This window comes from Klebsiella sp. KPN54798 (genome assembly GCF_021184225.1).
GTDB classification, from domain to species: domain Bacteria; phylum Pseudomonadota; class Gammaproteobacteria; order Enterobacterales; family Enterobacteriaceae; genus Klebsiella; species Klebsiella pneumoniae.
In genome coordinates, this window is sequence record NZ_CP089234.1 from 3,628,474 (window position 1) to 3,652,364 (window position 23,891).

Sequence of the window (23,891 nt, forward strand, 5' to 3'; positions counted from 1 at the left end):
GATATGAAGACGCTGAAACACTGGAGTTTGCATCAACAGCTGGAGCATCACGTTGAACTGACGGTCGATGGCCAGCACACCCTGTGCCTGTACGTACTGGAAGAGAATTTGTTCCGCGTCCTGCTAAAACGCCAGGGCCAGCTGGCGCTGGATCGCACCTGGAGCATCGCTCCACAGCAGGATGTGCCGTGGGAAGGCCGCGCCCGGGATGACCTCAGCGGTTTTAGTCTCCCGGCCTGGCAGCTGACCCGGGAGGGCGATACGCTGACTATCGCCACCCGCCAGCTGCGCGTCACCGTTCACCAGCCGCTGTGGCTGGAGTGGAGCTATCGCGACGAGGCCGGCGAATGGCAGCCGCTTGCCAATGACCGTCCGACCAGCGCCTACCTGGCGAATGCCCACGGCGACGGCGTCGCCCATTATCTGAGCCGCCGCAAAGACGAGCGTTTCTACGGCCTGGGCGAAAAGGCCGGCGACCTGCAGCGCACCGGTAAACGCTATGAGATGCGTAACCTCGATGCCATGGGCTACAACGCCGTCAGCACTGACCCGCTGTATAAACATATTCCGTTCACCATCACCCAGCGCAGCGATATCAGCTACGGCCTGTTCTATGACAACCTGAGCAGCTGCTGGCTGGATCTGGGGAACGAGATCGACAACTACCACACCGCCTATCGCCGCTGGCAGGCGGAAGCCGGCGACATCGATTATTACCTGTTTACCGGTAAGCAGGTGCTGGATGTGACCAAAGCCTTCGTTCGCCTGACCGGTAAAACGCTGTTTGGACCCAAATGGAGCCTCGGCTACAGCGGCTCCACCATGCACTATACCGACGCGCCGGATGCGCAAAATCAGCTGATGAACTTTATCCGCCTGTGCGAGCAGCACGCGATCCCCTGCGATTCGTTCCAGCTCTCTTCCGGCTATACCTCAATCAACGGCAAGCGCTACGTCTTTAACTGGAACTACGACAAGGTGCCGCAGCCCAAAGTGATGAGCCAGTCGTTTCACGATGCCGGGCTGAAGCTGGCCGCCAATATCAAACCGTGCCTGCTGCAGGATCACCCGCGCTACGGCGAGGTGGCGGAGCGCGGTCTCTTCATTCGCGATTCGCAAACTGACGCTCCGGAGCGTTCCAGCTTCTGGGATGATGAAGGGTCGCATCTCGATTTCACCAATCCGCAAACCGTGGCCTGGTGGCAGGAAGGCGTGACCACCCAGCTACTGGAGATGGGCATCGATTCGACCTGGAACGATAATAACGAATACGAAGTATGGGACGGCGAAGCCCGCTGCTACGGCTTTGGCCGCGAAATCGCCATCAAACATATTCGCCCGGTGATGCCGCTGTTGATGATGCGCGCCTCGCTGGAAGCCCAGCAGCGCTTTGCGCCGCAAAAGCGCCCATATCTGATCTCCCGCTCCGGCTGCGCCGGGATGCAGCGCTACGTCCAGACCTGGAGCGGCGACAACCGCACCAACTGGGATACGCTGCGCTATAACATCCGCATGGGCCTGGGGATGAGCCTTTCCGGGCTGTTTAACGTCGGCCACGACGTCGGCGGTTTCTCCGGCGATAAACCCGAGCCGGAACTGTTTGTGCGCTGGGTACAAAATGGCGTCATGCATCCGCGCTTTACCATTCACTCGTGGAATGACGACCAGACGGTAAACGAAGCATGGATGTATCCGGCCATCACTCCGGCGATCCGCTCAGCCATTGAGCTGCGCTACCGCCTGCTGCCCTATCTGTACACTCTGCTATGGCAGGCGCATGCTGATGATGAGCCGATGCTCCGCCCGACCTTCCTCGATCACCAGCACGATGCGCAGACCTTCGCCGAATGCGATGACTTCCTGCTGGGCCGCGACCTGCTGGTGGCCAGCGTGGTCGAGCCTGGCGCCCGCCAGCGTGAAGTATGGCTGCCAGATAATCAGGCCGGTTGGTACGATTTCTACAGCCATCAGTGGTTCGCCGGCGGCCAGTGGGTGACGCTGGACGCGCCGCTGGAAAAACTGCCGCTGTTGGTCCGCGCCGGCGCCGGTCTGCCGCTTAGTGAACGTATCAGCCATGTCGATGCGCAAAAAGACGATCGTCGCGAACTGCAGCTGTTCCCGCTGAAAGGTACCGGCTCAACCCGCGGTCTGCTGTTTGAAGACGACGGCGAAAGCTGGGGCTATAAACAGGGGGATGCGCTATGGCTGGAGTGGGAAATGACCTGCAGCGCCAGCAGCATAAACCTGGATATCAACGCCCGCGGCAACTATCGCCCGGCTTGGAAAGCGCTGAAGCTGTCATTACCGGTAGGAGAAAAGCGTAAGCTGCTGGTGAATGGCGTTGAAGGGACCGAGTGGAGACTCTGACCATAGGCCGGCTGAAATGCCGGTATTGGTGGTCTAGAAATCCCCGGTGGCGCTATCGCTTACCGGGGCTACAGCACTATGCGGTTTGGTAGCCCGGGTAAGGCGTAGCCGCTACCCGGGTAACGGACAGGGATTACTCGATACCTTTGCTGCGCAGGTAGTCTTCGTAGTTGCCGCTGAAGTCGATCACGCGGTCCGGAGTGATCTCCAGGACGCGGGTCGCCAGCGAGCTGACAAACTCACGGTCGTGGGAGACAAAGATCAGGGTGCCCTGATACATCTCCAGAGCCATGTTCAGCGATTCAATCGACTCCATATCCAGGTGGTTGGTCGGTTCGTCCATCACCAGGATGTTTGGCTTCTGCATCATCAGCTTACCGAACAGCATGCGCCCTTTCTCGCCACCGGAAAGCACCTTCGCCGGCTTTTTGATATCGTCCTGGCTAAACAGCAGACGGCCGAGGATGCTGCGTACTGCCTGCTCGTCGTCGCCTTCCTGCTTCCACTGGCTCATCCATTCGAAGACCGTCAGGTCGTTTTCGAACTCGTACTCATGGTCCTGCGCGTAGTAGCCGATTTGCGCGTTTTCAGACCATTTCACGCTGCCGTTGTCCGGCTGCAGTTCGCCTACCAGGGTTTTCAGCATGGTGGATTTACCCACGCCGTTGGCGCCCAGAATGGCGATCTTTTCGCCCACTTCCAGCAGCAGGTTGACGTTTTTGAACAGCGGACCTTCATCAAAGCCTTTGGTAAGGGCTTCCACTTCCAGCGCGTTACGGAACAGTTTCTTATCCTGCTCGAAGCGGATAAATGGGTTCTGACGGCTGGAGGCTTTAACCTCTTCCAGCTTGATTTTGTCAATCTGGCGCGCGCGCGAGGTGGCCTGACGCGATTTAGAGGCGTTGGCGCTGAAGCGGCTAACGAACGACTGCAGGTCCGCAATCTGCGCTTTTTTCTTGGCGTTGTCCGCCAGCAGACGCTCACGCGCCTGGGTAGCCGCGGTCATGTATTCGTCGTAGTTGCCCGGATACACGCGCAGCTCGCCGTAGTCGAGATCCGCCATGTGGGTGCAGACCATGTTCAGGAAGTGACGGTCGTGCGAAATGATAATCATGGTGCTGTCGCGATCGTTCAGCGTCTGCTCCAGCCAGCGAATGGTGTCGATGTCCAGGTTGTTGGTCGGTTCATCGAGCAGCAGGATATCCGGATTGGAAAACAGCGCCTGCGCCAGCAGGACGCGCAGCTTCCAGCCCGGCGCGACTTCGCTCATCGGGCCATAATGCTGTTCAACCGGAATGCCGACGCCGAGCAGCAGTTCGCCGGCGCGCGCTTCCGCCGAGTAGCCGTCCATTTCGCCATATTTGACTTCCAGGTCGGCCACTTTGTAGCCATCTTCTTCGCTCATCTCAGCGAGGGCGTAGATGCGATCGCGCTCCTGCTTCACTTCCCACAGCTCGCCGTGGCCCATGATGACCGTATCCAGCACGGTGAACGCTTCAAAGGCGAACTGATCCTGACGCAGCTTACCGATGCGCTCGTTCGGGTCGAGTGAAACGTTGCCCAGCGTCGGTTCGAGATCGCCGCCGAGGATCTTCATAAAGGTCGATTTACCGCTGCCGTTGGCGCCGATCAGACCATAACGGTTGCCGCCGCCAAATTTAACGGAGATATTTTCGAACAGCGGCTTGCTGCCAAACTGCATGGTAACGTTGCTGGATACTAGCACGGGGATATCCTGAAAAAAGAGTATGAGGGGTGTGATACAGCAGACATTATGCCAGCAAATGACACACTTTTCACGGCCTGCGGTAAATTCCACCGCGGCGCTTGTGCTAAGGTCTTTGTCAGATGAGCCGGAAACCCGCGCTCAAACGGTTATTCTGTACGTATTTATAAGGAGTCCCATGACCAGCAGCCTATCGCGACACCCGGCTTTTTTATCCCTGCAGGGCGGCATCAATTTTCGCGACCTGGGCGGCCAGCTTGCCGCCGACGGACGCCGCGTCCGCAGCGGCAAGCTATTGCGATCCGGCGCGCTAAACCGGTTAACGGCGGAGGATCTCAACCACCTCGATACTTTGCCGCTCAGCCGGGTGCTCGACTATCGCGACCCCGGAGAGGTAGCCCGTACTCCGGACAAGCTTAGCCCGCTTACCCATTATCTTAACGCGCCGGCCAATCCGCCGGTGAGCGAGGTTAATGCGAAGGTCACCGAGCTGAATGCCGCCACCCTTAACGCGCTGAACGGCGAGCAGTTTATGCTGCAACTCTACCGCCAGCTGCCGTTTAACAACCCGGCCTATCGCCAGCTCGCCGCCTGGCTGACCACGCCTTTTGAAGGCGCTTTACTGCAACACTGCGCGGTCGGCAAAGATCGCACCGGCGTCGGCTGCGCGTTAACGCTGTTCGCCGTCGGCTGCGACAGCGAAACGGTGATGGAGGAGTATCTCCTTACCCACGGCATGCTGACGCAGGTGGAGGCCTGGATGTTGGAGCTGCTCGGCAACGACCTCACTGCCCAAGGGCGCCAAAGCCTGGCGGATATTCTGACGGTAAAAGAGTCCTATCTCGCCTCCGCGCTGTCGGCTATTCACCAGCGCTATGGCACCGTCGACGCCTGGCTGGCGGCAGAGTACCAGCTTACCGCGCCGGTTCGCGCCGCGCTGCAGGCCCGGCTGCTGGAAGAGTAACCACCCGTTACCCGCGCGGCGAGCGATGCTTCGGCCGCATGCCGGACCGCGGCAGCCGAGGCGACAGGGAAAAAAATGTGATTTCGTACACATCTGATTTACCTGTTCAGCGGAATGCACATATAATGCGCTCCCATCTACTGTCTCAATCATTAACAAAGGCCTGTGTGGCGTTGATTTCGCACACGACATTAAAGACTATGAAATTATCTACACTCTTAGCGGCAGCCTTCGCCATCGTAGGCTTTTGCAATACAGCGTCTGCTGTCACCTATCCTTTGCCAACCGATGGCAGCCGTTTGGTTGGTCAGAATCAGGTCATTACCATTCCGGATGATAACAAACAGCCGCTGGAATACTTCGCGGCGAAATATCAGATGGGGCTTTCCAACATGCTGGAAGCCAACCCGGGGGTGGATACTTACCTGCCGAAGGGCGGTAGCGTCCTGAACATCCCTCAGCAGCTGATTCTGCCGGATACCGTGCATGAAGGGATCATTATCAACAGCGCGGAAATGCGTCTGTACTACTACCCGAAAGGCACCAATACCGTGATCGTTCTGCCGATCGGCATCGGCCAGTTAGGTAAAGATACGCCGATCAACTGGACCACCAAAGTCGAACGCAAGAAGGCCGGCCCGACCTGGACACCGACCGCCAAAATGCATGCTGAATACGCCGCCGCCGGCAACCCGCTGCCCGCCGTCGTACCGGCCGGTCCGGATAACCCGATGGGGCTGTACGCGCTGTATATCGGCCGTCTGTACGCCATCCACGGCACCAACGCTAACTTCGGTATCGGCCTGCGCGTGAGCCACGGCTGCGTGCGTCTGCGTAACGATGACATCAAATTCCTGTTTGAGAACGTGCCGGTCGGCACCCGCGTACAGTTTATCGATGAGCCGGTAAAAGCGACCACCGAGCCGGACGGCAGCCGTTACATCGAGGTGCACAACCCGCTGTCGACCACCGAAGCGCAGTTCCAGGGCGGCGAGATCGTGCCGATCACCCTGACTCAGCCGGTGCAGGCAGTTACCAGCCAGTCTGATGTCGATCAGAACGTGGTTGAGCAGGCTATCCAGAACCGCTCCGGTATGCCGGTGCGTCTGAACTAAGTTGTGCTGACAAGAAAAACGGCGGGCCTGATGCCCGCCGTTTTTTTATCGGCATTTTCCCTCGAGGCGGCTAACGCTCGCCCGGGCTACCAAACCCTACCACGCCGTAACCCCGCTATGCGCAGCGCCAGCAGGAGCCCCGGCCTAGCCGTTATTCACCAGAATAATCCCGCCGTGATCGTAGCGATAATGACAGTGGGCGTACTCCAGCGGCGTGCCATCCTCCAGATAGATAACCTGCTCCACCTCCAGCACCGGATCGGTCGGTTCGCAGTGAAGATGCTGTTTATCCAGTTCCCCGGGCTTCATCGCCCGCACCACGCGGTAAGATCCCATCAGCTTCAGCCCCAGCGTCTCCTGCACATAGCGAAACACGGAACCTTCCAGATGGCTTTTGGTTAACCCCGGCACCAGCCCCACCGGCATGACCGTCAGATCCAGCGATACCGGCTCGCCGTTGAGCAGCCGCAGGCGAACAAAGTCATACACCGGGGCATCGGCGTCGATAAGCAGCGAACTTTGCTCCTTGTCGCTGGGAAAGCGCACCGCAAAGCGCACCACTTCGCTTTGCACCTCGCCAAGATGCTCCCAGGTTTTGGTGGCGCCGAAATAGTCGCTGCCGGGCAGCTCCCACTGCGACAGCTGAAGGAAATTTTTCCGCACAAAGGTGCCCTGCCCTTTTCGGGTATAGATCAGCCCTTCGACGATTAACTGGCGCATCGCCTGCTGGATGGTCATCCGGCTGGTGCTGAACTCCGCCGCCAGCGCAAACTGGTCGGGTAGCGGCGCGCTGGCAGGATACTGCTGGCTGATGATGCGTTTTTTTATTTCCCGCGCGATTTGCAGATACTTCGCCGTCATTTCCCGGTCCTTATCCATTCAGTGAGTGGCTGGCGGGCTGGATACACCATCTGACCGCCAGGGCAGCGTTACATCGCTTCGCCGTTGCTGCGGAACACCTGCTTCAGCCATGCATAGCTCTTCTTCGGCACCCGCCGCAGGTCCTTGAGGTCATGGTTTTCGCGATTGACGTACACCACGCCGTAGCGCTTACGCATATCGCCCTGTGAGCTCAGGATATCGATTAATCCCCAGCCGAGATAGCCGATCACCTGCGCCCCATCCTCAAAGATGGCCGCTTTCATGGCGTTGATATGGTCGCGATGGTAAGCGATGCGGTAATCATCGGCAATGGGATGTTCGCCGTCCCAGGACTCAATCACCCCGATGCCGTTTTCAATCGGGAACACCGGCAGGCGCCAGTCGTTATAGTAACGAGTGATGATCGTCCGGAAGCCCAGCGGATCAATCTGCCAGTTCCATTCCGTCGCTTTCAGGAACGGGTTATCCTGGTTGCCAAACAGCATATAGTTGTTGACCGCCGTTCCCGGCGGGATCGCGTCGCTGTTCAATGTGCGGCTGGCGTAAAAGCTGAACGCCAGATAATCGACCTTCACCGTCGCCATCAGGGCGAGATCCTCCGGACGATAGATATCATCGAACCCTTCCGCGGCGACAAAATGCATCACCTCCGGGCTATAACCCTCACCCGCGTAGGCGCGCAGCAGGTTCTGGTTTAAGAACTCATCCAGCTGCTGGGCGCAGAGGATATCGCGTGGTTTGCAGGTAGCCGGATAGACCAGAGCGTGAGCCAGCATTCCGCCCATCAGACACTGCGGCTTCGTCTGGTGCAGATAGTGAGTTAGATGGACGTGCGCCATCATCACATGATGCTGGATCAGATACAGTTCGCGCAGGGTCTTCTCCCCCTGCAGATAGCCGGAAATCAGAAACGCTTCCGGCGAATGGTACAGATTCTGCTCATTAAAGGTGAGCCAATATTTCACCTTGTCGCCATAGCAGGCGATCATCTTCTGGCCGTAGCGGATAAAAGCGTCCATCACCCGGCGGTCGGTAAAACCGTTGTAGCGCTCCGCCAGCGACAGCGGCATATCGAAGTGGTACAGGCAGATCATCGGCTCAATGCCGCGGGCGATCAGTTCATCTATAAATTGATGGTAGAAGGCAATCCCCTGTTCATTGAATTCGCCATCTCCGTCAGGGCACACCCGGCTCCAGGCGATCTGAAAACGGTAGCAGTTCATGCCCAGATCCTGCATCAAATCGAAATCTTCCCGATAACGATGATAAGAGTCGGTCGCCACCTTCCAGTCGGAGGCGAACTCCGCCGGTTGACGGATATCATACACCGACATCCCCTTGCCACCCTCGTTCCACGCCCCCTCCGTCTGCATGCTGGAGACGGAATTTCCCCATAAAAAATCTGCCGGTAGTCTGTTCTTCATGCTGCGCCTCGGTATATGACTAGTCATTTAAACGTAATGACTAGTCATATACCGGAAAGTGAAAAGGTAAGCAAAGGCCGGGATCGGTTTCTGTGAGCCGGACAAAAAAAGATCGCCCCGAAAGGCGATCCTGGCGATCGAAGTGAATGATGGCGCGATTCTGTTGAGATCAGGCGCTGAGTTTGAAGAGCCAGTAGCCGCTGAGTGCCGCCCATAGCAGCATTGGAATGGAGTAGAGATGGAAGCGCCACCAGATGCGCCGATCGCTGGCCATACGCAGGGCGATAATATTGGCCAGCGAGCCCGGCAGCAGGCCAAAGCCGCCCACGTTAACCGCCCAGGCGAGCAGTATTGACGGCGGGACATAGTTGAGCAACAGAATAGTCGAGGGCACATTACTGATCACCTGCGACAGGCCAATAGCGGTCAGCCACAGTCCACCGCCGGAGAGGGTCCCCACCCCGCTCAGCACCTGGTGCAGCGCCGGAAGCTGGGTCAGCAGATGGACGTCAATAAACATCACCATAAACACCAGCAACAGCGACCAGTCGACATGGACGATCACCGCCCGGGCCAGCACCAGGAAGCCCAGCAGCACCAGCGCCAGCCCCCACAGGGCCTGATTCATCTCCAGCGCCGTCAGAAACACCACATACAGTCCCAGACAGCTCCAGACGAGCTTGGGTTGCCATGATGGCGCCCTGTCGCTGCTCTGGTAACTGAGCCGCTTCGCCGGAAAACAGAACCAGCACAGCGCCAGCAGGGTCAGCATCATCGCCGCTGCCAGAGGCAGCATCTGACCGATAAACCCGAAGAAAGAGAGGCCGGATCGTCCCCACAGCAAAATATTCTGCGGGTTGCCGATCGGCGTCAGCAGCGAGCCGGCGTTCACCGCCAACGCTTCGAAAATAATCAGCCGGTTCACCGGGATGGCGCACCACTTTTTTAGCGTCAGCGTCAACGGCACCACAATAAACAGCGCAACGTCGTTGGTAAGAAAGGTAGACAGCAGCGCCGCCGCCAGCACCATAAAGATGGCCAGCTGGCGCTCAGTCACAAAGCGGCGGGCCATTTTTCGGCCCAGCACGTCAAAATAGCCGCTCAGTTCGATCCCCTTAGTCAACAACATCAGGCCGCTAAGCGTGACGATGGTATGCCAGTCAATGGCCGCCGGCCAGCTTGCCGGGACAAACGGCACGATGGCGCTGAGCACGCAGGCGATAATCAGCAGCAAATGGAGAAAACGATCGCGCAGCAGCGACTGGACGAAGGGAAGAGTCATGCTTCCTGAGATCCCTGTGTTTGGGTAAATTTCAGGAACATCGCCAGCGTCTCTTCGCTCACGTGATGCTCCATCCCTTCCGCATCACGTCGGGCAATCTCCGCGCTGACGCCGATCGCCAGCAGGAAGTTCTCCACGATTTGATGGCGCTCGCGGCTCTCCTGGGCTAGCTTCTCACCTTCCGGGGTTAAGAAGATCCCGCGCCAGGGGATCTGTTCAATAAGACCGACGCTGGCCAGGCGTTTGAGCATTTTAGCGACCGTCGGTTGCGAAACGCCAAGACGCGCGGCCATATCCACCTGGCGCGCCTCGCCCACTTCGTTGATCAGATCGGAGATCAGCTCCACATAGTCATCGATCAGCTCGCGGCGATGCGCTTCCCGCACCTGGCGAAACCCTTCCACGTGCTCTTCAACATTCACTAACTGCGTCACTTTTTTTGTTATTGGCTTACCTGCGCGACGGTTCATTGTGCTTCCTCATTCGTGTGACGCGTCAAGCATCGTATAAAAAGATCCACATTGTAATGGATTGCGCCAAGAGCACAAAAAATTAACGTTTTAGCCATAGCTATAAAATATAGCCTGTGCTATATCTGTATATAATGCAAACATCCATCAGGGAATGACGGAGCGAACTGGCAGGAGGAGAGCAGATGAATGAATTCAAGAGGTGCATAAACGTGTTTAGCCATTCACCCTTTAAAGTACGATTAATGCTGATCGGTATGCTGTGCGAGATGATCAACGGTAAACCGCAGCAGGGCAAACCCAATTCCTAAGGCGGCGTCGCGGTACGCCGCTTCATTTTTCTGTCATTTTCTGCCGGTAAAATGACCGGTTCCCCCCGTTTCCCTGACCTTTTTTCAAGTTTTGTAAGCGCCCTCGCAAAACAATCTGTTATGTCTGGTTGACCTTACCATTTACAAGCCCTATCTTTGCACAGCCCTGCCACATTCGCGGCTCGCAGAGACCCTCTTCACGCACTGTCCAGCAGGTTTTACCCCTTGACGCCAGGGGATGCGCATGGCCTCTTTTTGATTGTTTACTATGAATGTCACCACCCTGAAAGATACGCTGGTCGCCCGCCGACTGGCACTGAACCCATGGACGGGATTCTACTTTTTACAGTCGCTGTTAATTAACCTGGCGCTGGGCTATGAATTTAGCCTGCTTTATACCGTGGCATTTACCTGCGTGTTACATCTGCTCTGGCGCGCCTTTCCGCGCGTCCAGAAAGCGGTGGTCGGCGCCTATTCCCTGCTGGCGGCTCTGTACTATCCCTTTGGCCAGGCCTACGGTGCCCCCAACTTCAACACTCTGCTGGCGCTGCACGCCACCAACGTGGAAGAGTCTACGGAAATCCTGACCATCTTCCCGTGGTACAACTATCTGCTGGCGGTCTTCATCTTCGCTCTCGGGGTCATTGCGGTTCGCCGTAGGATCGTTGAGCCATCACGCTGGGGAAAAATGGATACGCTGGGCCTGTTGTTCAGCATCGGGATCTTCTTTCTCCAGCCGGTGCAAAACCTTGCCTGGGGCGGTGTATTCAAGGTGATTGACACCGGTTATCCGGCCTTTCGTTTTGTCAAAGACGTGGTGGTGAATAACAACGAGGTGCTGGACGAACAGGCCCGGATGGCGCAGCTGGCTGGCATGAAAGACAGCTGGCACGTGCTGGCGGTAAAGCCAAAATACCATCTCTATGTGGTGGTGATCGGTGAAAGCGCGCGCCGCGATGCCCTCGGCGCTTTCGGTGGCCATTGGGACAACACGCCGTTTGCCAGCTCGGTAAACGGTTATCTGTTTAACAACTACATCGCCGCCAGCGGCTCAACGCAGAAATCGCTCGGCCTGACGCTTAACCGGGTGGTCGATGGCAAACCACAGTATCAGGATAACTTTGTCACCCTCGCCAACCGCGCCGGTTTCCAGACCTGGTGGTTCTCCAACCAGGGGCAAATTGGCGAGTACGACACCGCTATCGCCAGCATCGCCAAACGGGCGGATGAAGTACAGTTCCTGAAAAACGGCGATTTCGAAGCCAATAAAAACACCCAGGACGAGCAGTTGCTGAAGCTGACCGAGCAGGTGCTCTCAACCCAGCGTACCCAGCCGCAGCTGATTGTCCTGCACCTGATGGGCTCTCACCCACAGGCCTGCGATCGGACCAAGGGCAAATACACGGTTTTCGTTCAGTCGAAAGAGACCTCATGCTACCTCTACAGCATGACGCAGACCGATTCGCTGCTGGCTAAGCTTTATCATCAGTTGCAAAATTCCGGTGACACTTTTTCCCTGACCTATTTTTCCGATCATGGTCTGGCGTTCAAGGAGCGGGGCAAAGAGGTGCAGTATCTGGCGCATGATGATAAGTTCCAGCAGAACTTCCAGGTGCCGTTTATGGTGCTATCCAGCGATGACAAAGCGCATAAAGTGATTAAGGCGCAGCGTTCGGCGAATGATTTCCTCAGTTTCTTCTCCCAGTGGACCGGGATCCAGGCGGCGGAAATCACCCCACGCTATCGGTTTATCTCTGAGCAAAAGGCCGGTCCGGTGTACATCACCAACTTCCAGCTGCAGAAGGTGGACTACGCTCACCTCGGTACCGATGAGTTCACAGTCAATTAATCGCGCCGGCCCGGCCAGTCGCCCGGGCCGGCCGTCAGCAGGCAAAAAAAATCCGCCCCGAGAGGCGGATTTTTCATATCACCGGAGTGATTAGAAGCGGTAACCCACGCCAGCAATCCAGGTGCCGACGTCAACGTTACGAATACGAGACTGCTCGTAGGAGAAGTCCAGAGCAACATTTTCGATCGGGTTGAACTGCAGACCAGCACCGTAGGAGAAACCGTAGTCGCTCATATCGGATTTATGAGGGTAGTTGTTGTTCTGGAATTTACCGTAACCAACACCCACTACGCCGTAGATGCTTGCCCAGTCGTTCAGACGGTAAGCCGGACCAGCGGTGATGCCGTAGTACTGACCTTTGTTGTAAGTACCGTTGCTGTTGTTATCCTTCTCGGTGTAGGTGAAGGAACCGATAACGCCCAGCGGGTTGTTATCTTGCTCGTAACGGTATTTCAGGTTGAAACCGCCAGCTTTGTTCGCTTTACCCTGCATGTCGCTCTGCGCGTAACCGCCGGTTACGGTAGAAGTTGCAGCAAATGCAGTGGTACCTACGGATGCAGCCAGAACAACGGCCAGTGCTGAAAGACGTGCAATTTTATTCATAACCACCTCAAATGTGTTTCTAATAAGTCCTAAGCCTTAAATATATCAAAAACTTTTGGGAAACTCTTTGGAGTTTACATTGTCTAACATACTTTTTCATGTAACCAAAAGTTTCCATATTTCTGTAACAATATGGAAAACAACAATTTTTGGCGTTAACTTACATCTTAACGCTCATTAAGAAATTCGCAAGCATCCAGATTAATCCTAACCGCCTGGTGAATTTCTCAGCAGTTTTCGCCATTGTACTGTTTTTTCCCCTGTTTTTTTCAACATTAGCTCAACCGCCGGCAGGTAATTCCAGTACACTGGAACTTTTACCCCTTTTGACAAAACCTGACAGGAGAAAGGATGCCCGGTCCATCCAGAAAAGCGGCGGCATGGTTGCCGATACTGGTGATTTTAGTCGCCATGACCTCGATTCAAAGCGGCGCATCGCTTGCTAAATCGCTGTTCCCGGTGGTCGGCGCCCCGGGCGTCACCGCCCTGCGTCTGGCGCTGGGAACGCTGATTCTGGTGGTGGTGTTCAAGCCATGGCGGCTACGTTTCTCCCCGGCGCAGCGCGTGCCGCTGCTACTGTACGGCCTGGCGCTCGGGGCGATGAACTATCTCTTTTATTTATCCCTGCAGCGCATTCCGCTCGGCGTGGCGGTGGCCCTGGAGTTTACCGGCCCGCTGGCGGTGGCGCTGTTTGGTTCGCGCCGCCCGCTGGATTTTGTCTGGGTGGCGCTGGCGATCCTCGGACTATGGTATCTTCTGCCGCTGGGGCAGAACGTGGCGCAGGTCGATTTAACCGGCGCGCTGTTCGCCCTCGGCGCCGGGGCGTGCTGGGCGGTCTATATTCTGACCGGACAGCGTGCCGGTGAAGAGCATGGTCCAGCCACGGTAGCGATGGGGTCGCTCATCGCCTCGCTGGTGTTTGTGCCGTTAGGCATGGCGCAGGCCACCGATACGCTGTGGCAGTGGTCGCTGCTGCCGCTGGGTTTGGGGATCGCGATTCTCTCTACCGCGCTGCCCTACTCCCTCGAGATGATGGCCCTGACGCGCTTGCCGACGCGCACCTTCGGCACGCTGATGAGCCTTGAGCCAGCGTTAGCTGCCCTCTCCGGTATGATCTTCCTCGGTGAAACGCTGAAGCTCTCCCAGACCCTGGCGCTCGGCGCGATCATTATCGCCTCGATGGGCGCCACGCTGACGATGCAACGGCAGAGTAAAGTCGAGCAGGTCGATATCAATTAACATTCTGTTACGGCGCCGGCCCGAGAGAAATCCGGGCCGTTCAGCCAAATATAAATAGCTGATATTTAAATATTTTTAAAATAACCAACCACTTTGCGCTATCGGAGTGATATAGCCTGCCGATGCCTCACTCTTGAAAACCCTTGCTATACTTATTTCCGAAGTCATTTGGGACAACGCTCCACATCATTCAGATCTGAAGTGTGATGAGCATCAATATCAAGAGGATATGAAACGATGAGTACCGCAAAACTGGTTAAATCAAAAGCGTCTAATCTGGTCTATACCCGCAACGATGTCGCTGACAGCGAAAAGAAAGCGACCATTGAGCTGTTGAATCGCCAGGTGATCCAGTTCATTGACCTGTCACTTATCACCAAGCAGGCACACTGGAATATGCGCGGTGCGAACTTTATCGCCGTGCACGAAATGCTGGATGGCTTCCGTACCGCGCTGACCGAACATCTGGACACCATGGCCGAGCGCGCGGTGCAGCTGGGCGGCGTCGCCCTGGGTACCACTCAGGTCATTAACAGCAAAACCCCGCTGCAGAGCTACCCGCTGGACATCCATCACGTTCAGGATCACCTGAAAGCCCTGGCTGACCGCTACGCGGTAGTGGCGAACGATGTGCGTAAGGCGATCGACGAAGCAAAAGACGAAGACACTGCAGATATCTTCACCGCGGCTTCCCGCGATCTGGATAAATTCCTGTGGTTCATTGAAGCCAACATCGAGTAAGGCTTTGCCGCCGGCCCAGCGCGGTCGGCGGCGCCTCAGCGTTTCTCCCTGCCCTATATTCCATCCTTTGCTTTTCATCCCCCACTGGCCTTGCACCGTTTCAGGGCACCAGATTGATGAAAATGCGCGCAAAAGTAAAAAGATTGTAATAATCACCTCACACAATCGTTACGTCGAGATTGTTTTCCCATCAGGGTTTGCGCTAAAAATGGGCTGGTAATTCAGCACCCTTATGACGCACCAAAATGACGCCCCATCATGGTGCAGTCACTGCCTGAAATGATCGTTCTTGTGCAACGACTTACGCTTCGTTTGTTGAAAAACAACAGCTTGTAAAAGTGGCACGATTTTTTCATTAGGCTAGTCGTTCTCGCAGGGGATCGTCCCGTGGATATAAAAGGAAATGCTATGAAGTCTGTATTTAAAGTTTCACTGGCTGCACTGACCCTGGCTTTTGCGGTTTCTTCCCATGCCGCCAATAAGACCCTGGTTGTCGCCACCGATACGGCGTTCGTCCCGTTCGAATTTAAGCAAGGCGATAAGTATGTGGGTTTTGACGTTGACCTGTGGGCGGCTATCGCCAAAGAGCTGAAGCTCGACTACACCCTGAAGCCAATGGACTTCAGCGGCATTATCCCGGCGCTGCAAACCAAAAATATCGATCTGGCGCTGGCGGGGATCACCATTACCGACGAGCGTAAAAAAGCGATCGACTTCTCCGACGGCTACTACAAAAGCGGCCTGCTGGTGATGGTCAACGCCAATAATAACGACATCAAAGATGTCAAAGATCTGAACGGTAAAGTGGTCGCGGTGAAGAGCGGCACCGGCTCCGTTGACTACGCGAAAGCCAATATCAAAACCAAAGATCTGCGTCAGTTCCCGAACATCGATAACGCCTATATGGAGCTGGGAACCGGTCGCGCGGATGCCGTGCTGCACGATACGCCGAATATTCTGTACTTCATCAAAACCGCGGGCAACGGTAAGTTCAAAGCGGTAGGCGAATCACTGGAAGCGCAAAACTACGGTATCGCCTTCCCGAAAGGCAGCGACGAGCTGCGTGAGAAAGTGAACGGTGCGCTGAAAACGCTGCGCGACAATGGTACCTATAACGAAATTTATAAAAAATGGTTCGGCACTGAACCCAAATAATAAAAACGTACTTCGCCGGACCGAGGTCCGGCGACACCACAACGGTCTTCCGGCACAGGCTCGGCGGGAGACGGTATTTTGGCGGAGGCTTTCCTCTGCTCTCGACACGGTAACAGGAACGTATTATGCAGTTTGACTGGAGTGCCATCTGGCCTGCCATTCCGATTTTGCTGGAAGGCGCCAAAATGACGCTGTGGATTTCCGTCCTCGGCCTGGCCGGCGGTCTGATAATTGGTCTGGTGGCCGGTTTCGCCCGCTGCTTCGGCGGCTGGATCGCCAACCACATCGCGCTGGTCTTTATTGAAATCATTCGCGGCACCCCGATTGTGGTGCAGGTTATGTTCATCTACTTTGCGCTGCCGATGGCCTTTAGCGATCTGCGCATCGACCCCTTCTCCGCTGCGGTAGTGACCATCATGATAAACTCGGGCGCCTATATCGCGGAAATCACCCGCGGCGCGGTGCTCTCCATACATAAAGGCTTCCGCGAAGCGGGCCTGGCGCTTGGCCTGTCGCGTCGCGAAACCATTCGCCACGTGATCCTGCCGCTGGCGCTGCGCCGCATGCTGCCGCCGCTGGGCAACCAGTGGATCATCAGCATCAAGGATACCTCGCTGTTCATCGTCATCGGCGTCGCCGAACTGACCCGTCAGGGACAGGAGATCATCGCGGGCAACTTCCGCGCGCTGGAAATCTGGAGCGCCGTAGCCGTGATCTACCTGATTATCACCCTGGTCCTGAGCTTTATTCTGCGTCGTCTTGAAAGAAGGATGAAAATCCTGTGATTGAATTTAAAAACGTCTCCAAGCACTTTGGTCCGACCCAGGTGCTACACGATATCTCTCTGAAAATTAATCAGGGTGAAGTGGTGGTCATTATCGGCCCTTCCGGTTCCGGTAAATCAACGATGCTGCGCTGCATCAATAAGCTGGAAGAGATCACCAGCGGCGATCTGATTGTCGATGGTCTGAAGGTCAACGACCCGAAGGTGGACGAACGTCTGATTCGTCAGGAAGCCGGGATGGTTTTCCAGCAGTTTTATCTGTTCCCGCACCTCACGGCGCTGGAAAACGTGATGTTTGGCCCGCTGCGGGTACGCGGCGCCAGCAAGCAGGCGGCAGAGAAGCAGGCGAAAGAGCTGCTGGCGAAAGTCGGTCTGGCTGAGCGCGCGCATCACTATCCGTCCGAACTCTCCGGCGGCCAGCAACAGCGTGTGGCCATCGCCCGCGCGCTGGCGGTGAAGCCGAAGATGATGCTGTTTGATGAACCGACCTCCGCGCTCGACCCGGAGCTGCGCCATGAAGTGCTCAAGGTGATGCAGGACCTGGCGGAAGAGGGCATGACGATGGTGATTGTGACCCACGAAATCGGCTTTGCCGAAAAAGTGGCCTCGCGACTAATCTTTATCGACAAAGGACGAATTGCTGAAGACGGCAATCCCCAGGAGCTGGTGAAGAACCCGCCCAGCCCGCGCCTGCGTGAATTCCTGCAACACGTCGCCTGACCCACAACGGCTCTCTCCCCCACGATGAGAGCCGCTTTTCCAGAATCCTCTTCCCTCCCCTTCCGCCAGCGGCTTCTATACTTACCCGTTTACGTTGCAACGGAGGTGCCCATGCCGTGGATCCTGCTTTTGCTCGCTGCACTGTTTACTGCCCCGCTTTCCGCCGCCACCCTCCCCGGCGTGCCGACGGCTAACACTGATAAAAACAGCGCCAGCGAACCCGATGTGGAACAGAAAAGAGCGGCTTATGCCGCACTGGCCGATGTGCTGGCCAACGACTCCGCCCGTCAGGAGCTCATTGACCAGCTGCGTAAAGCAGCCGCCACGCCGCCGCCCGACAGCACCCCGACGCTGACGCCACCGGCGGTGAAAGAAGAGACCACGGTACTGGAGAACGTCACCCAGATAAGCCGGGAATATGGCGAACAGCTCTCATCACGCTTTTCCCAGCTGTGGCGCAATATCACCGGCTCACCGCATAAGCCCTTTAATCCGCAAACCTTTACCAGCGCGGCCTGGCATTTTTTACTGCTGGCCGGGCTGGTGTTTGCCTTCTGGTGGCTGGTACGCCTCGCGGCGCTGCCGCTGTATCGCAAAATGGGCGAATGGGGACGGCATAAAAACCGCGATCGCGGTAACTGGCTTCAGCTGCCCCTGACCATCGCCGGGGCGTTTATCATCGACCTGCTGCTGCTGGCGCTAACCCTGTTTGTCGGTCAGCTGCTAAGCGATCGCCTGAATGGGAATAACCCTACCATCGCCTTCCAGCAGAGCCTTTTCCTCAACGCCTTCGCGCTGATCGAGTTTTTTAAAGCTATTCTGCGGCTCATTTTCTGCCCGCGCATTCCTGCCCTGCGGCCCTTTAACCTCAGCGACGAGGCCGCGTCATACTGGAGCCTGCGCCTGAGCGCGCTCAGCAGCCTGATTGGTTACGGTCTGATCGTCGCGGTGCCGATTATTTCCAATCAGGTGAATGTTCAGGTTGGCGCGCTGGCTAACGTCGTCATCATGCTGTGCATTACGCTGTGGGCGCTGTACCTGATTTTTCATAACAAAGCGGTGATTACTCAAGGGTTGATCCACCTGGCCGACCACTCACTCGCTTTCTTTAGCCTGTTTATCCGCGCCTTCGCGCTGGTCTGGCACTGGCTGGCCTGCGCCTACTTTGTGGTGCTTTTTTTCTTTTCCCTGTTCGACCCGGGCAACAGCCTGAAATTCATGATGGGCGCCACCCTGCAAAGCCTGGCGATTATCGGCGGCGCGGCGCTGGTGTCTGGCATCCTGTCGCGCTGGATAGCCAAAACCATCACCCTGTCGCCCGCCACTCAGCGCAACTACCCTGAACTGCAAAAGCGTCTAAATGGCTGGATCTCCGCCTCGCTGAAGGCGGCGCGCATTCTCACCGTCTGTGTCGCCATCATGCTGCTGTTGAGCGCCTGGGGCCTGTTTGACTTCCGGGAATGGCTGCACAACGATGCCGGGCAAAAAACGGTGGATGTGCTGATCCGCATCGCCCTGATCCTCTTCTTCTCCGCCATTGGCTGGACGGTTCTGGCCAGCCTGATTGAAAACCGGCTGGCATCGGATATTCATGGCCGTCCGCTGCCCAGCGCGCGGGCCCGGACGCTGCTGACGCTGTTTCGCAACGCGCTGGCGGTGGTGATCAGCACCATCACGGTGATGATCCTGCTCTCGGAAATTGGGGTAAACATTGCGCCGCTGCTGGCGGGCGCCGGGGCGTTAGGGCTGGCCATTTCGTTTGGTGCGCAAACCCTGGTCAAAGACATTATCACTGGCATATTTATCCAGTTTGAGAACGGGATGAACACCGGCGACCTGGTCACCATCGGCCCTTTGACCGGCACCGTGGAACGAATGTCGATTCGCTCCGTGGGGGTACGTCAGGATACCGGCGCCTATCACATTATTCCCTGGTCCTCGATCACCACCTTTGCCAACTTCGTGCGCGGCATTGGCTCGGTTGTGGCTAACTATGACGTTGACCGCTATGAGGATCTGGATAAAGCCAGCCAGGCGCTGAAGGCGGCGGTGGACGATCTGCTGGCCCAGGAGGAGATCCGCGGTCTGATCATTGGCGAACCGTCGTTCGCCGGGCTGGTGGGGCTGAGCAATACCGCCTTTACGCTACGCGTTAGCTTCACCACCCTGCCGCTGAAGCAGTGGACGGTGCGTTTTGCCCTCGACACTCAGGTGAAAAAGCACTTCGACCGCGCCGGGGTTCGCGCGCCGGTACAGACCTGGCAGCAGCTGCCGATGCCGGGCGCCGACAGCCCGGCCGCCGAGTAGCGTTAGAATGGACGACGGCGTTTGGCGTCGTCCATAAAGCTCCAGGCGATAAAGCGACTTTGCTTTTGCCCCTGGGCCATCTCCTTTTTCACCACTTTCACTGCGCCGACCTCGGTCAGCAGGCGGTAGAGCGGCGGCAGATTATCGCCGCGCGACACCAGCGAGGTAAACCATTTCACCTGGCGGGCGAAGGCCTGGCTTTCGCGGATCATCTGCGAGATAAAGGCTACTTCGCCCCCTTCGCACCATAGCTCCTGCTGCTGACCGCCAAAATTGAGGCCGCTTTCGGCGCCAAGTCCGAGGTTGCGGCGCTTGCGCTCGCCCCCCGCCCGGGCGCTCTCTGCGGAGTCATGGAACGGCGGATTACACAGCGTGGCGTCGTAGGTCTCGTTTTTATGGATCACGCCGTGAAAGATAGCCTGGCTCTCTTTTTGCCGGCGCAGGCGGATCTGCCGGGTCAAGCCCGGGTTGCCATTGATAATCGCCTGCGCGCTGGCGAACGCCTGCGGGTTGATTTCACTGCCGGTGAAGCGCCAGCCATACTCGTGAGCGCCGATCAGGGGATAGATGAGGTTAGCGCCGGTGCCAATATCAAGGATCGTGGCATCCTTCGGCACCTCGCCGCTATCCCCGGCCAGCAGATCCGCCAGATGATGAATATAGTCGGCCCGCCCAGGCACTGGCGGACAGAGAAAGCCGTCAGGAATGTCCCAGTGTTTGACCGCGTAGAAATGCGCCAGCAGCGCTTTATTCAACGCCTTCACCGCCTGCGGATTGGCAAAATCAATGGTCTGCTCACCCAGCGGATTGAGCGTAATGTAGCCCTGCAGGTCAGGATGGGCCTGGCAGAGCGCGGGCAGGTCGTAGCGTTGATGGTGGCGGTTACGCGGGTGTAACCCCGGTTTCTGGGCTTTCATGACAATCTCCTTTGAACAGCCGCGTAAGATACCCGTTGACGGCGGCGCGGTAAATAAGGGAGTCTGGATATCTCCATTATCCGTGACAGGTGCAGCATGTACTTTTATCAACCTTCGCAGGGCCACGGCCTGCCGCATGACCCGCTGAACGCGATAATCGGGCCTCGCCCGATAGGCTGGATCGCCTCCCAGGACGCCGAGGGCCAGCGTAATCTGGCGCCATACAGCTTTTTTAACTGCTTTAACTATCGGCCGCCAATCATTGGTTTCGCCAGCAGCGGCTGGAAAGACAGCGTGCGAAATATCGTCGAAACAAAGGAGTTCGTCTGGAACCTGGCGACGCGACCGCTGGCCATGGCGATGAATGAAACGTCAGCCTCGATTCCGCACCATGAGGACGAATTCGTGCGCGCCGGCCTCACCGCCGCCGCCAGCCGCCTGGTCAGCGCTCCCCGGGTCGCGGAGAGTCCGGTGAACTTTGAGTGCCGTCTGTCGCAGTGTATTCAACTCACCACCGCCGACGGCAACCCTGTCGATACGTGGCTGGTGCTCGGTGAAGTGGTCGCCGTGCATATCGATGAATCACTACTGGACAACGGTATCTATCAAACCGCCCGCGCCCAGCCGATCCTGCGCGCCGGTGGCCCGAGCGCCTATTACGGTATTGATGACAGCCTGCGCTTTGACATGATCCGCCCTGACGCCCGCTAAATAATCTACCGGCCAGAGTAGCGCTCCCCTGCGCCGGTAGCATGCAAAACGCACTGTTTTGCATTAAACATTCCCTGTCGCGCGGTCTGGAAAGACCTACACTTAAGCTATGTCCCATGCGGTTTATGAGGATATGCTGATGAAATTCGTCTCGCTGCTGTTCGCCGCGGCGCTCACCGCTCATGCCACCGCGGCCTCTCCCCTGCCACCGCCACCCGTACTGCCCTATGCCGGGCCGCTCCGCCCTGTCGGCACCGTCTCCGCCTTCGGCGCCAGCACCCTGGACGACCTGGCGGCCGCCCTCGCGGATAAGGCCCACCGTCATGGGGCGATAGCCTGGCGGATCAATGCCGCCAGCAGCGGTAACCGGCTGTACGGTTCAGCTATAATTTATCAATAACCTTTTACAGGAGGCAGACGATGGCATCAGGTTGGGCAGGCGACGGCGCCGTACAGGATCAGATCGACAGCACTATTGACGATGCGGTGGCTCGCGCCCGCCGCGAGCTTCCGCGCGGCGAAAGCAACAAATTTTGTGATGAATGCGGAGAGCCGATTCCGGAGGCCCGTCGACAGGCCATCCCAGGGGTCAGATACTGCGTGAAGTGCCAGCAGGAGAAAGATTTACATAACAATACATTTTCAGGATATAATCGTCGCGGATCCAAGGACAGCCAGCTACGCTGACTTTCCTTTACCGATTATGACAGCCTTTCGCATTATCTTTTCGCGCACATTTTTTGGCGGAAAAAGTCGCAATATGTGCCCTTAAACGCGTCGGTCTTCCTCGCTACGCTTCGTGACGAAAAGAATGAGAAATAATTTATTAATAATCAGTAAATTATTAATCATTCAAAAAATTCGATGAAGACTGTGAATTTCCTTCGATTTTATCTCCCGCAGAAAAGCGTGATACTTATCACATCGACGGAACATCGTCCCCTGAACAGAACAACCTGCGAGAGATTAACTATGAAAAACATCAAATATGCTGCCGCTGCCATCGCTCTGACCGCTCTTTCCTTCGGCGCCTTTGCCGCCGAACCGGTTACCCCCGCTCAGGCTGAAAGCATGAATAAGATCGGCGTGGTGTCTGCGCAAGGCGCAACCACTTTAGATGGTCTGGAAGCAAAACTGGCTGCTAAAGCCGAAGCCGCTGGCGCGACCGGCTACAGCATTACTTCCGCTAACACCAACAACAAACTGAGCGGTACTGCGGTTATCTATAAATAATCGCTGCACCCATCTGTAAGCCACTGAATTAACCCTGAAAAGACCTTTAATACCCTTGCCTTGCCCGTCCGAGCCACCGGACGGGCTTTTTTTTATCCTGCAGATCCGATCACCAGCAGTCGTTGACGCGGCTGAGGCCCTGCTCCAGCGAGGTCACTTCCCCGCAGGCCAGCAGACAGCAGGCAAGCTGGATCTTCAACGAGTTGGGCACCGGTTCGACGCCAGCGACGCAGCGTTCAATCCAGCGCGCGGTGACCTCAGGGTCTTTCGAGGTCGGCAGGACCACCGCCTCCGCTGCCATCTCAGTCTGGCGTTCGTACAGCACCCGCACGCCCTGCTCATCAATCAGGCTGATCTGCGGACAGCGCTGCGGGTTGGCGTACACTTCGCCCTCGGTACCATGCATCAGCAGCGCGCGGCCACCGGTCTCGCGAAAGAAGTTCGCCACCCGGGGAACATATTCTGGATGCGACACGCTGGAGAGGCGCAATGCCTCCCCTTCGCCAAACGGCGTGGCCAGCTTGGCCAGGGTATGGGCGCTGTTGCGTACGCCCATCCGCCAGCGCATCGCCAGCTGTTTCTCCAGCGGCGGACAGAAGGCCCCCACCGGGATATACACCGGTTCATGGCCCTCCAGCTGCGCCTGAGCCTGTCCGGCGTGCAGGGTGGCCGGAATGTCCAGCAGGGTAAAAATGGTTTCGGTCAGCACCCGGGTGGGATCGTGACTGACGCCGTGAACCACCACCGGAAATCCCAGCTTGTGCAGGAGCATCGCCAGCAGCGGCGTGAGGTTCGCCTGCTTGCGCGCGCCGTTGTAGCTGGGGATAACGATCGGCATCGGCTTGCCGGCCGGCGGGGTCAGGCGCAGCGTATGCTGCTGCATCGCGGCGTAAAAACCTTTCATCTCCGCTTCGCCTTCGCCTTTAATGCGCAGGGCGATTAATATTCCCCCAGCTCCAGCTCCGGCACCTCGCCGTTCAGCATCCGCGCGTAGAGCGCACGAGCGGTCTCTTGATCGAGATCGCGGGCATGATTCTTACCGCGACCCACCTCTTTTATAATTTTGCTGTACTCCATGGCTCCCCTGGTGC

General features: G+C 57.0%; 21 protein-coding genes and 2 pseudogenes. 15 read left to right on the forward strand and 8 right to left on the reverse strand.

What is annotated here, in order from left to right:
* Window positions 1-3 precede the first annotated feature (3 nt).
* Window positions 4-2,367, forward strand: coding sequence for a glycoside hydrolase family 31 protein (locus LPQ25_RS17500; protein ID WP_012737700.1), 2,364 nt, complete (start codon window positions 4-6; stop codon window positions 2,365-2,367).
* 133 nt (window positions 2,368-2,500) lie between these two features.
* Here the strand turns inward: LPQ25_RS17500 and LPQ25_RS17505 are convergent, their stop codons facing one another.
* Window positions 2,501-4,093, reverse strand: coding sequence for an ABC-F family ATPase (locus LPQ25_RS17505; protein ID WP_002895876.1), 1,593 nt, complete (start codon window positions 4,091-4,093; stop codon window positions 2,501-2,503).
* 48 nt (window positions 4,094-4,141) lie between these two features.
* On the opposite strand from LPQ25_RS17505, the pseudogene LPQ25_RS17510 reads away from it, so the two are divergent.
* Both LPQ25_RS17510 and ldtB read left to right on the forward strand, forming a co-directional pair.
* Window positions 4,142-5,057, forward strand: a pseudogene (locus LPQ25_RS17510) (tyrosine-protein phosphatase).
* A 200-nt stretch (window positions 5,058-5,257) separates the two neighbouring features.
* A complete protein-coding gene (gene ldtB / locus LPQ25_RS17515) occupies window positions 5,258-6,172 on the forward strand; it encodes a L,D-transpeptidase (RefSeq protein WP_002895871.1) in 915 nt (304 codons plus the stop codon).
* A 144-nt stretch (window positions 6,173-6,316) separates the two neighbouring features.
* Here the strand turns inward: ldtB and LPQ25_RS17520 are convergent, their stop codons facing one another.
* The 4 genes from LPQ25_RS17520 to mntR form a co-directional block, all read right to left on the reverse strand.
* Window positions 6,317-7,033 (reverse strand): GntR family transcriptional regulator, encoded by a 717-nt coding sequence (locus LPQ25_RS17520; RefSeq protein WP_004151705.1) that lies wholly within the window; start codon window positions 7,031-7,033, stop codon window positions 6,317-6,319.
* Between the two features lie 68 nt (window positions 7,034-7,101).
* Window positions 7,102-8,478, reverse strand: coding sequence for a glycoside hydrolase family 1 protein (locus LPQ25_RS17525; RefSeq protein WP_014907909.1), 1,377 nt, complete (start codon window positions 8,476-8,478; stop codon window positions 7,102-7,104).
* 169 nt (window positions 8,479-8,647) lie between these two features.
* Complete coding sequence (locus tag LPQ25_RS17530; RefSeq protein ID WP_002895863.1) at window positions 8,648-9,760, reverse strand: anion transporter; 1,113 nt, start codon at window positions 9,758-9,760, stop codon at window positions 8,648-8,650.
* Entirely contained in the window at window positions 9,757-10,230 is a 474-nt protein-coding gene (gene mntR, locus LPQ25_RS17535) for a manganese-binding transcriptional regulator MntR (RefSeq protein WP_004183487.1), read from the reverse strand. The genes LPQ25_RS17530 and mntR overlap by 4 nt, the downstream gene beginning before the upstream one ends.
* Window positions 10,231-10,415: 185 nt before the next feature.
* Between mntR and mntS the strand changes: the two genes are divergently transcribed.
* Window positions 10,416-10,541 (forward strand): manganase accumulation protein MntS, encoded by a 126-nt coding sequence (gene mntS, locus LPQ25_RS17540; protein ID WP_002895851.1) that lies wholly within the window; start codon window positions 10,416-10,418, stop codon window positions 10,539-10,541.
* A gap of 268 nt (window positions 10,542-10,809) precedes the next feature.
* Window positions 10,810-12,390, forward strand: coding sequence for a phosphoethanolamine transferase (locus LPQ25_RS17545; RefSeq protein WP_002895847.1), 1,581 nt, complete (start codon window positions 10,810-10,812; stop codon window positions 12,388-12,390).
* Window positions 12,391-12,480: 90 nt separating this feature from the next.
* Here LPQ25_RS17545 and ompX read toward each other — a convergent pair whose 3' ends face one another.
* The gene (gene ompX / locus LPQ25_RS17550) at window positions 12,481-12,993 is read right to left on the reverse strand and encodes an outer membrane protein OmpX (RefSeq protein WP_002895845.1); all 513 of its coding nucleotides are present in this window, start codon (window positions 12,991-12,993) and stop codon (window positions 12,481-12,483) included.
* Between the two features lie 351 nt (window positions 12,994-13,344).
* Between ompX and rhtA the strand changes: the two genes are divergently transcribed.
* The 6 genes from rhtA (at window position 13,345) to ybiO (ending at window position 19,939) form a co-directional block, all read left to right on the forward strand.
* Window positions 13,345-14,232 carry a threonine/homoserine exporter RhtA gene (gene rhtA, locus LPQ25_RS17555; protein ID WP_002895842.1) on the forward strand — a complete coding sequence of 296 codons (888 nt, stop codon included), beginning with the start codon at window positions 13,345-13,347 and terminating at the stop codon, window positions 14,230-14,232.
* Window positions 14,233-14,469: 237 nt separating this feature from the next.
* Window positions 14,470-14,973, forward strand: coding sequence for a DNA starvation/stationary phase protection protein Dps (gene dps / locus LPQ25_RS17560; protein WP_002895841.1), 504 nt, complete (start codon window positions 14,470-14,472; stop codon window positions 14,971-14,973).
* 408 nt (window positions 14,974-15,381) lie between these two features.
* Window positions 15,382-16,128: a glutamine ABC transporter substrate-binding protein GlnH gene (gene glnH / locus LPQ25_RS17565; protein ID WP_002895839.1), complete on the forward strand. Its 747-nt coding sequence runs from the start codon at window positions 15,382-15,384 to the stop codon at window positions 16,126-16,128.
* Window positions 16,129-16,253: 125 nt separating this feature from the next.
* Entirely contained in the window at window positions 16,254-16,913 is a 660-nt protein-coding gene (gene glnP, locus LPQ25_RS17570; RefSeq protein WP_002895837.1) for a glutamine ABC transporter permease GlnP, read from the forward strand.
* Window positions 16,910-17,632, forward strand: coding sequence for a glutamine ABC transporter ATP-binding protein GlnQ (glnQ, locus tag LPQ25_RS17575; RefSeq protein WP_004142040.1), 723 nt, complete (start codon window positions 16,910-16,912; stop codon window positions 17,630-17,632). The genes glnP and glnQ overlap by 4 nt, the downstream gene beginning before the upstream one ends.
* Window positions 17,633-17,743: 111 nt before the next feature.
* Window positions 17,744-19,939 (forward strand): mechanosensitive channel protein, encoded by a 2,196-nt coding sequence (gene ybiO / locus LPQ25_RS17580; RefSeq protein ID WP_234599482.1) that lies wholly within the window; start codon window positions 17,744-17,746, stop codon window positions 19,937-19,939.
* 2 nt (window positions 19,940-19,941) lie between these two features.
* Here the strand turns inward: ybiO and rlmF are convergent, their stop codons facing one another.
* Complete coding sequence (rlmF, locus tag LPQ25_RS17585; RefSeq protein ID WP_002895831.1) at window positions 19,942-20,856, reverse strand: 23S rRNA (adenine(1618)-N(6))-methyltransferase RlmF; 915 nt, start codon at window positions 20,854-20,856, stop codon at window positions 19,942-19,944.
* A 96-nt stretch (window positions 20,857-20,952) separates the two neighbouring features.
* Here rlmF and LPQ25_RS17590 point away from each other — a divergent pair, with 96 nt between their 5' ends.
* From LPQ25_RS17590 to ybiJ, 4 genes are all read left to right on the forward strand, one after another.
* Window positions 20,953-21,567, forward strand: a complete 615-nt coding sequence (locus tag LPQ25_RS17590; RefSeq protein ID WP_002895828.1) for a flavin reductase family protein — start codon at window positions 20,953-20,955, stop codon at window positions 21,565-21,567.
* A 139-nt stretch (window positions 21,568-21,706) separates the two neighbouring features.
* On the forward strand, window positions 21,707-21,967 hold the full coding sequence (locus LPQ25_RS17595) for a YdgH/BhsA/McbA-like domain containing protein (protein WP_004223802.1): 261 nt from the start codon (window positions 21,707-21,709) through the stop codon (window positions 21,965-21,967).
* 20 nt (window positions 21,968-21,987) lie between these two features.
* Entirely contained in the window at window positions 21,988-22,254 is a 267-nt protein-coding gene (locus LPQ25_RS17600; RefSeq protein WP_002895824.1) for a DksA/TraR family C4-type zinc finger protein, read from the forward strand.
* A gap of 285 nt (window positions 22,255-22,539) precedes the next feature.
* Entirely contained in the window at window positions 22,540-22,800 is a 261-nt protein-coding gene (gene ybiJ / locus LPQ25_RS17605) for a DUF1471 family protein YbiJ (protein ID WP_004176772.1), read from the forward strand.
* Between the two features lie 109 nt (window positions 22,801-22,909).
* On the opposite strand, the pseudogene ybiB reads toward ybiJ, so the two are convergent.
* Window positions 22,910-23,877: pseudogene (gene ybiB, locus LPQ25_RS17610) on the reverse strand (DNA-binding protein YbiB).
* Between the last annotated feature and the right edge of the window lie 14 nt (window positions 23,878-23,891).

Excerpts from the sequence above, each read along its gene's own strand:
- LPQ25_RS17500 (WP_012737700.1), top strand. The coding sequence starts at position 4 with ATGAAGACGCTGAAACACTGGAGTTTGCATCAACAGCTGGAGCATCAC.
- ldtB (WP_002895871.1), top strand. The coding sequence starts at position 5,258 with ATGAAATTATCTACACTCTTAGCGGCAGCCTTCGCCATCGTAGGCTTT.
- LPQ25_RS17520 (WP_004151705.1), bottom strand. The coding sequence starts at position 7,033 with ATGACGGCGAAGTATCTGCAAATCGCGCGGGAAATAAAAAAACGCATC.
- LPQ25_RS17525 (WP_014907909.1), bottom strand. The coding sequence starts at position 8,478 with ATGAAGAACAGACTACCGGCAGATTTTTTATGGGGAAATTCCGTCTCC.
- LPQ25_RS17530 (WP_002895863.1), bottom strand. The coding sequence starts at position 9,760 with ATGACTCTTCCCTTCGTCCAGTCGCTGCTGCGCGATCGTTTTCTCCAT.
- mntR (WP_004183487.1), bottom strand. The coding sequence starts at position 10,230 with ATGAACCGTCGCGCAGGTAAGCCAATAACAAAAAAAGTGACGCAGTTA.
- mntS (WP_002895851.1), top strand. The coding sequence starts at position 10,416 with ATGAATGAATTCAAGAGGTGCATAAACGTGTTTAGCCATTCACCCTTT.
- LPQ25_RS17545 (WP_002895847.1), top strand. The coding sequence starts at position 10,810 with ATGAATGTCACCACCCTGAAAGATACGCTGGTCGCCCGCCGACTGGCA.
- ompX (WP_002895845.1), bottom strand. The coding sequence starts at position 12,993 with ATGAATAAAATTGCACGTCTTTCAGCACTGGCCGTTGTTCTGGCTGCA.
- rhtA (WP_002895842.1), top strand. The coding sequence starts at position 13,345 with ATGCCCGGTCCATCCAGAAAAGCGGCGGCATGGTTGCCGATACTGGTG.
- dps (WP_002895841.1), top strand. The coding sequence starts at position 14,470 with ATGAGTACCGCAAAACTGGTTAAATCAAAAGCGTCTAATCTGGTCTAT.
- glnH (WP_002895839.1), top strand. The coding sequence starts at position 15,382 with ATGAAGTCTGTATTTAAAGTTTCACTGGCTGCACTGACCCTGGCTTTT.
- glnP (WP_002895837.1), top strand. The coding sequence starts at position 16,254 with ATGCAGTTTGACTGGAGTGCCATCTGGCCTGCCATTCCGATTTTGCTG.
- ybiO (WP_234599482.1), top strand. The coding sequence starts at position 17,744 with ATGCCGTGGATCCTGCTTTTGCTCGCTGCACTGTTTACTGCCCCGCTT.
- rlmF (WP_002895831.1), bottom strand. The coding sequence starts at position 20,856 with ATGAAAGCCCAGAAACCGGGGTTACACCCGCGTAACCGCCACCATCAA.
- LPQ25_RS17590 (WP_002895828.1), top strand. The coding sequence starts at position 20,953 with ATGTACTTTTATCAACCTTCGCAGGGCCACGGCCTGCCGCATGACCCG.
- LPQ25_RS17595 (WP_004223802.1), top strand. The coding sequence starts at position 21,707 with ATGAAATTCGTCTCGCTGCTGTTCGCCGCGGCGCTCACCGCTCATGCC.
- LPQ25_RS17600 (WP_002895824.1), top strand. The coding sequence starts at position 21,988 with ATGGCATCAGGTTGGGCAGGCGACGGCGCCGTACAGGATCAGATCGAC.
- ybiJ (WP_004176772.1), top strand. The coding sequence starts at position 22,540 with ATGAAAAACATCAAATATGCTGCCGCTGCCATCGCTCTGACCGCTCTT.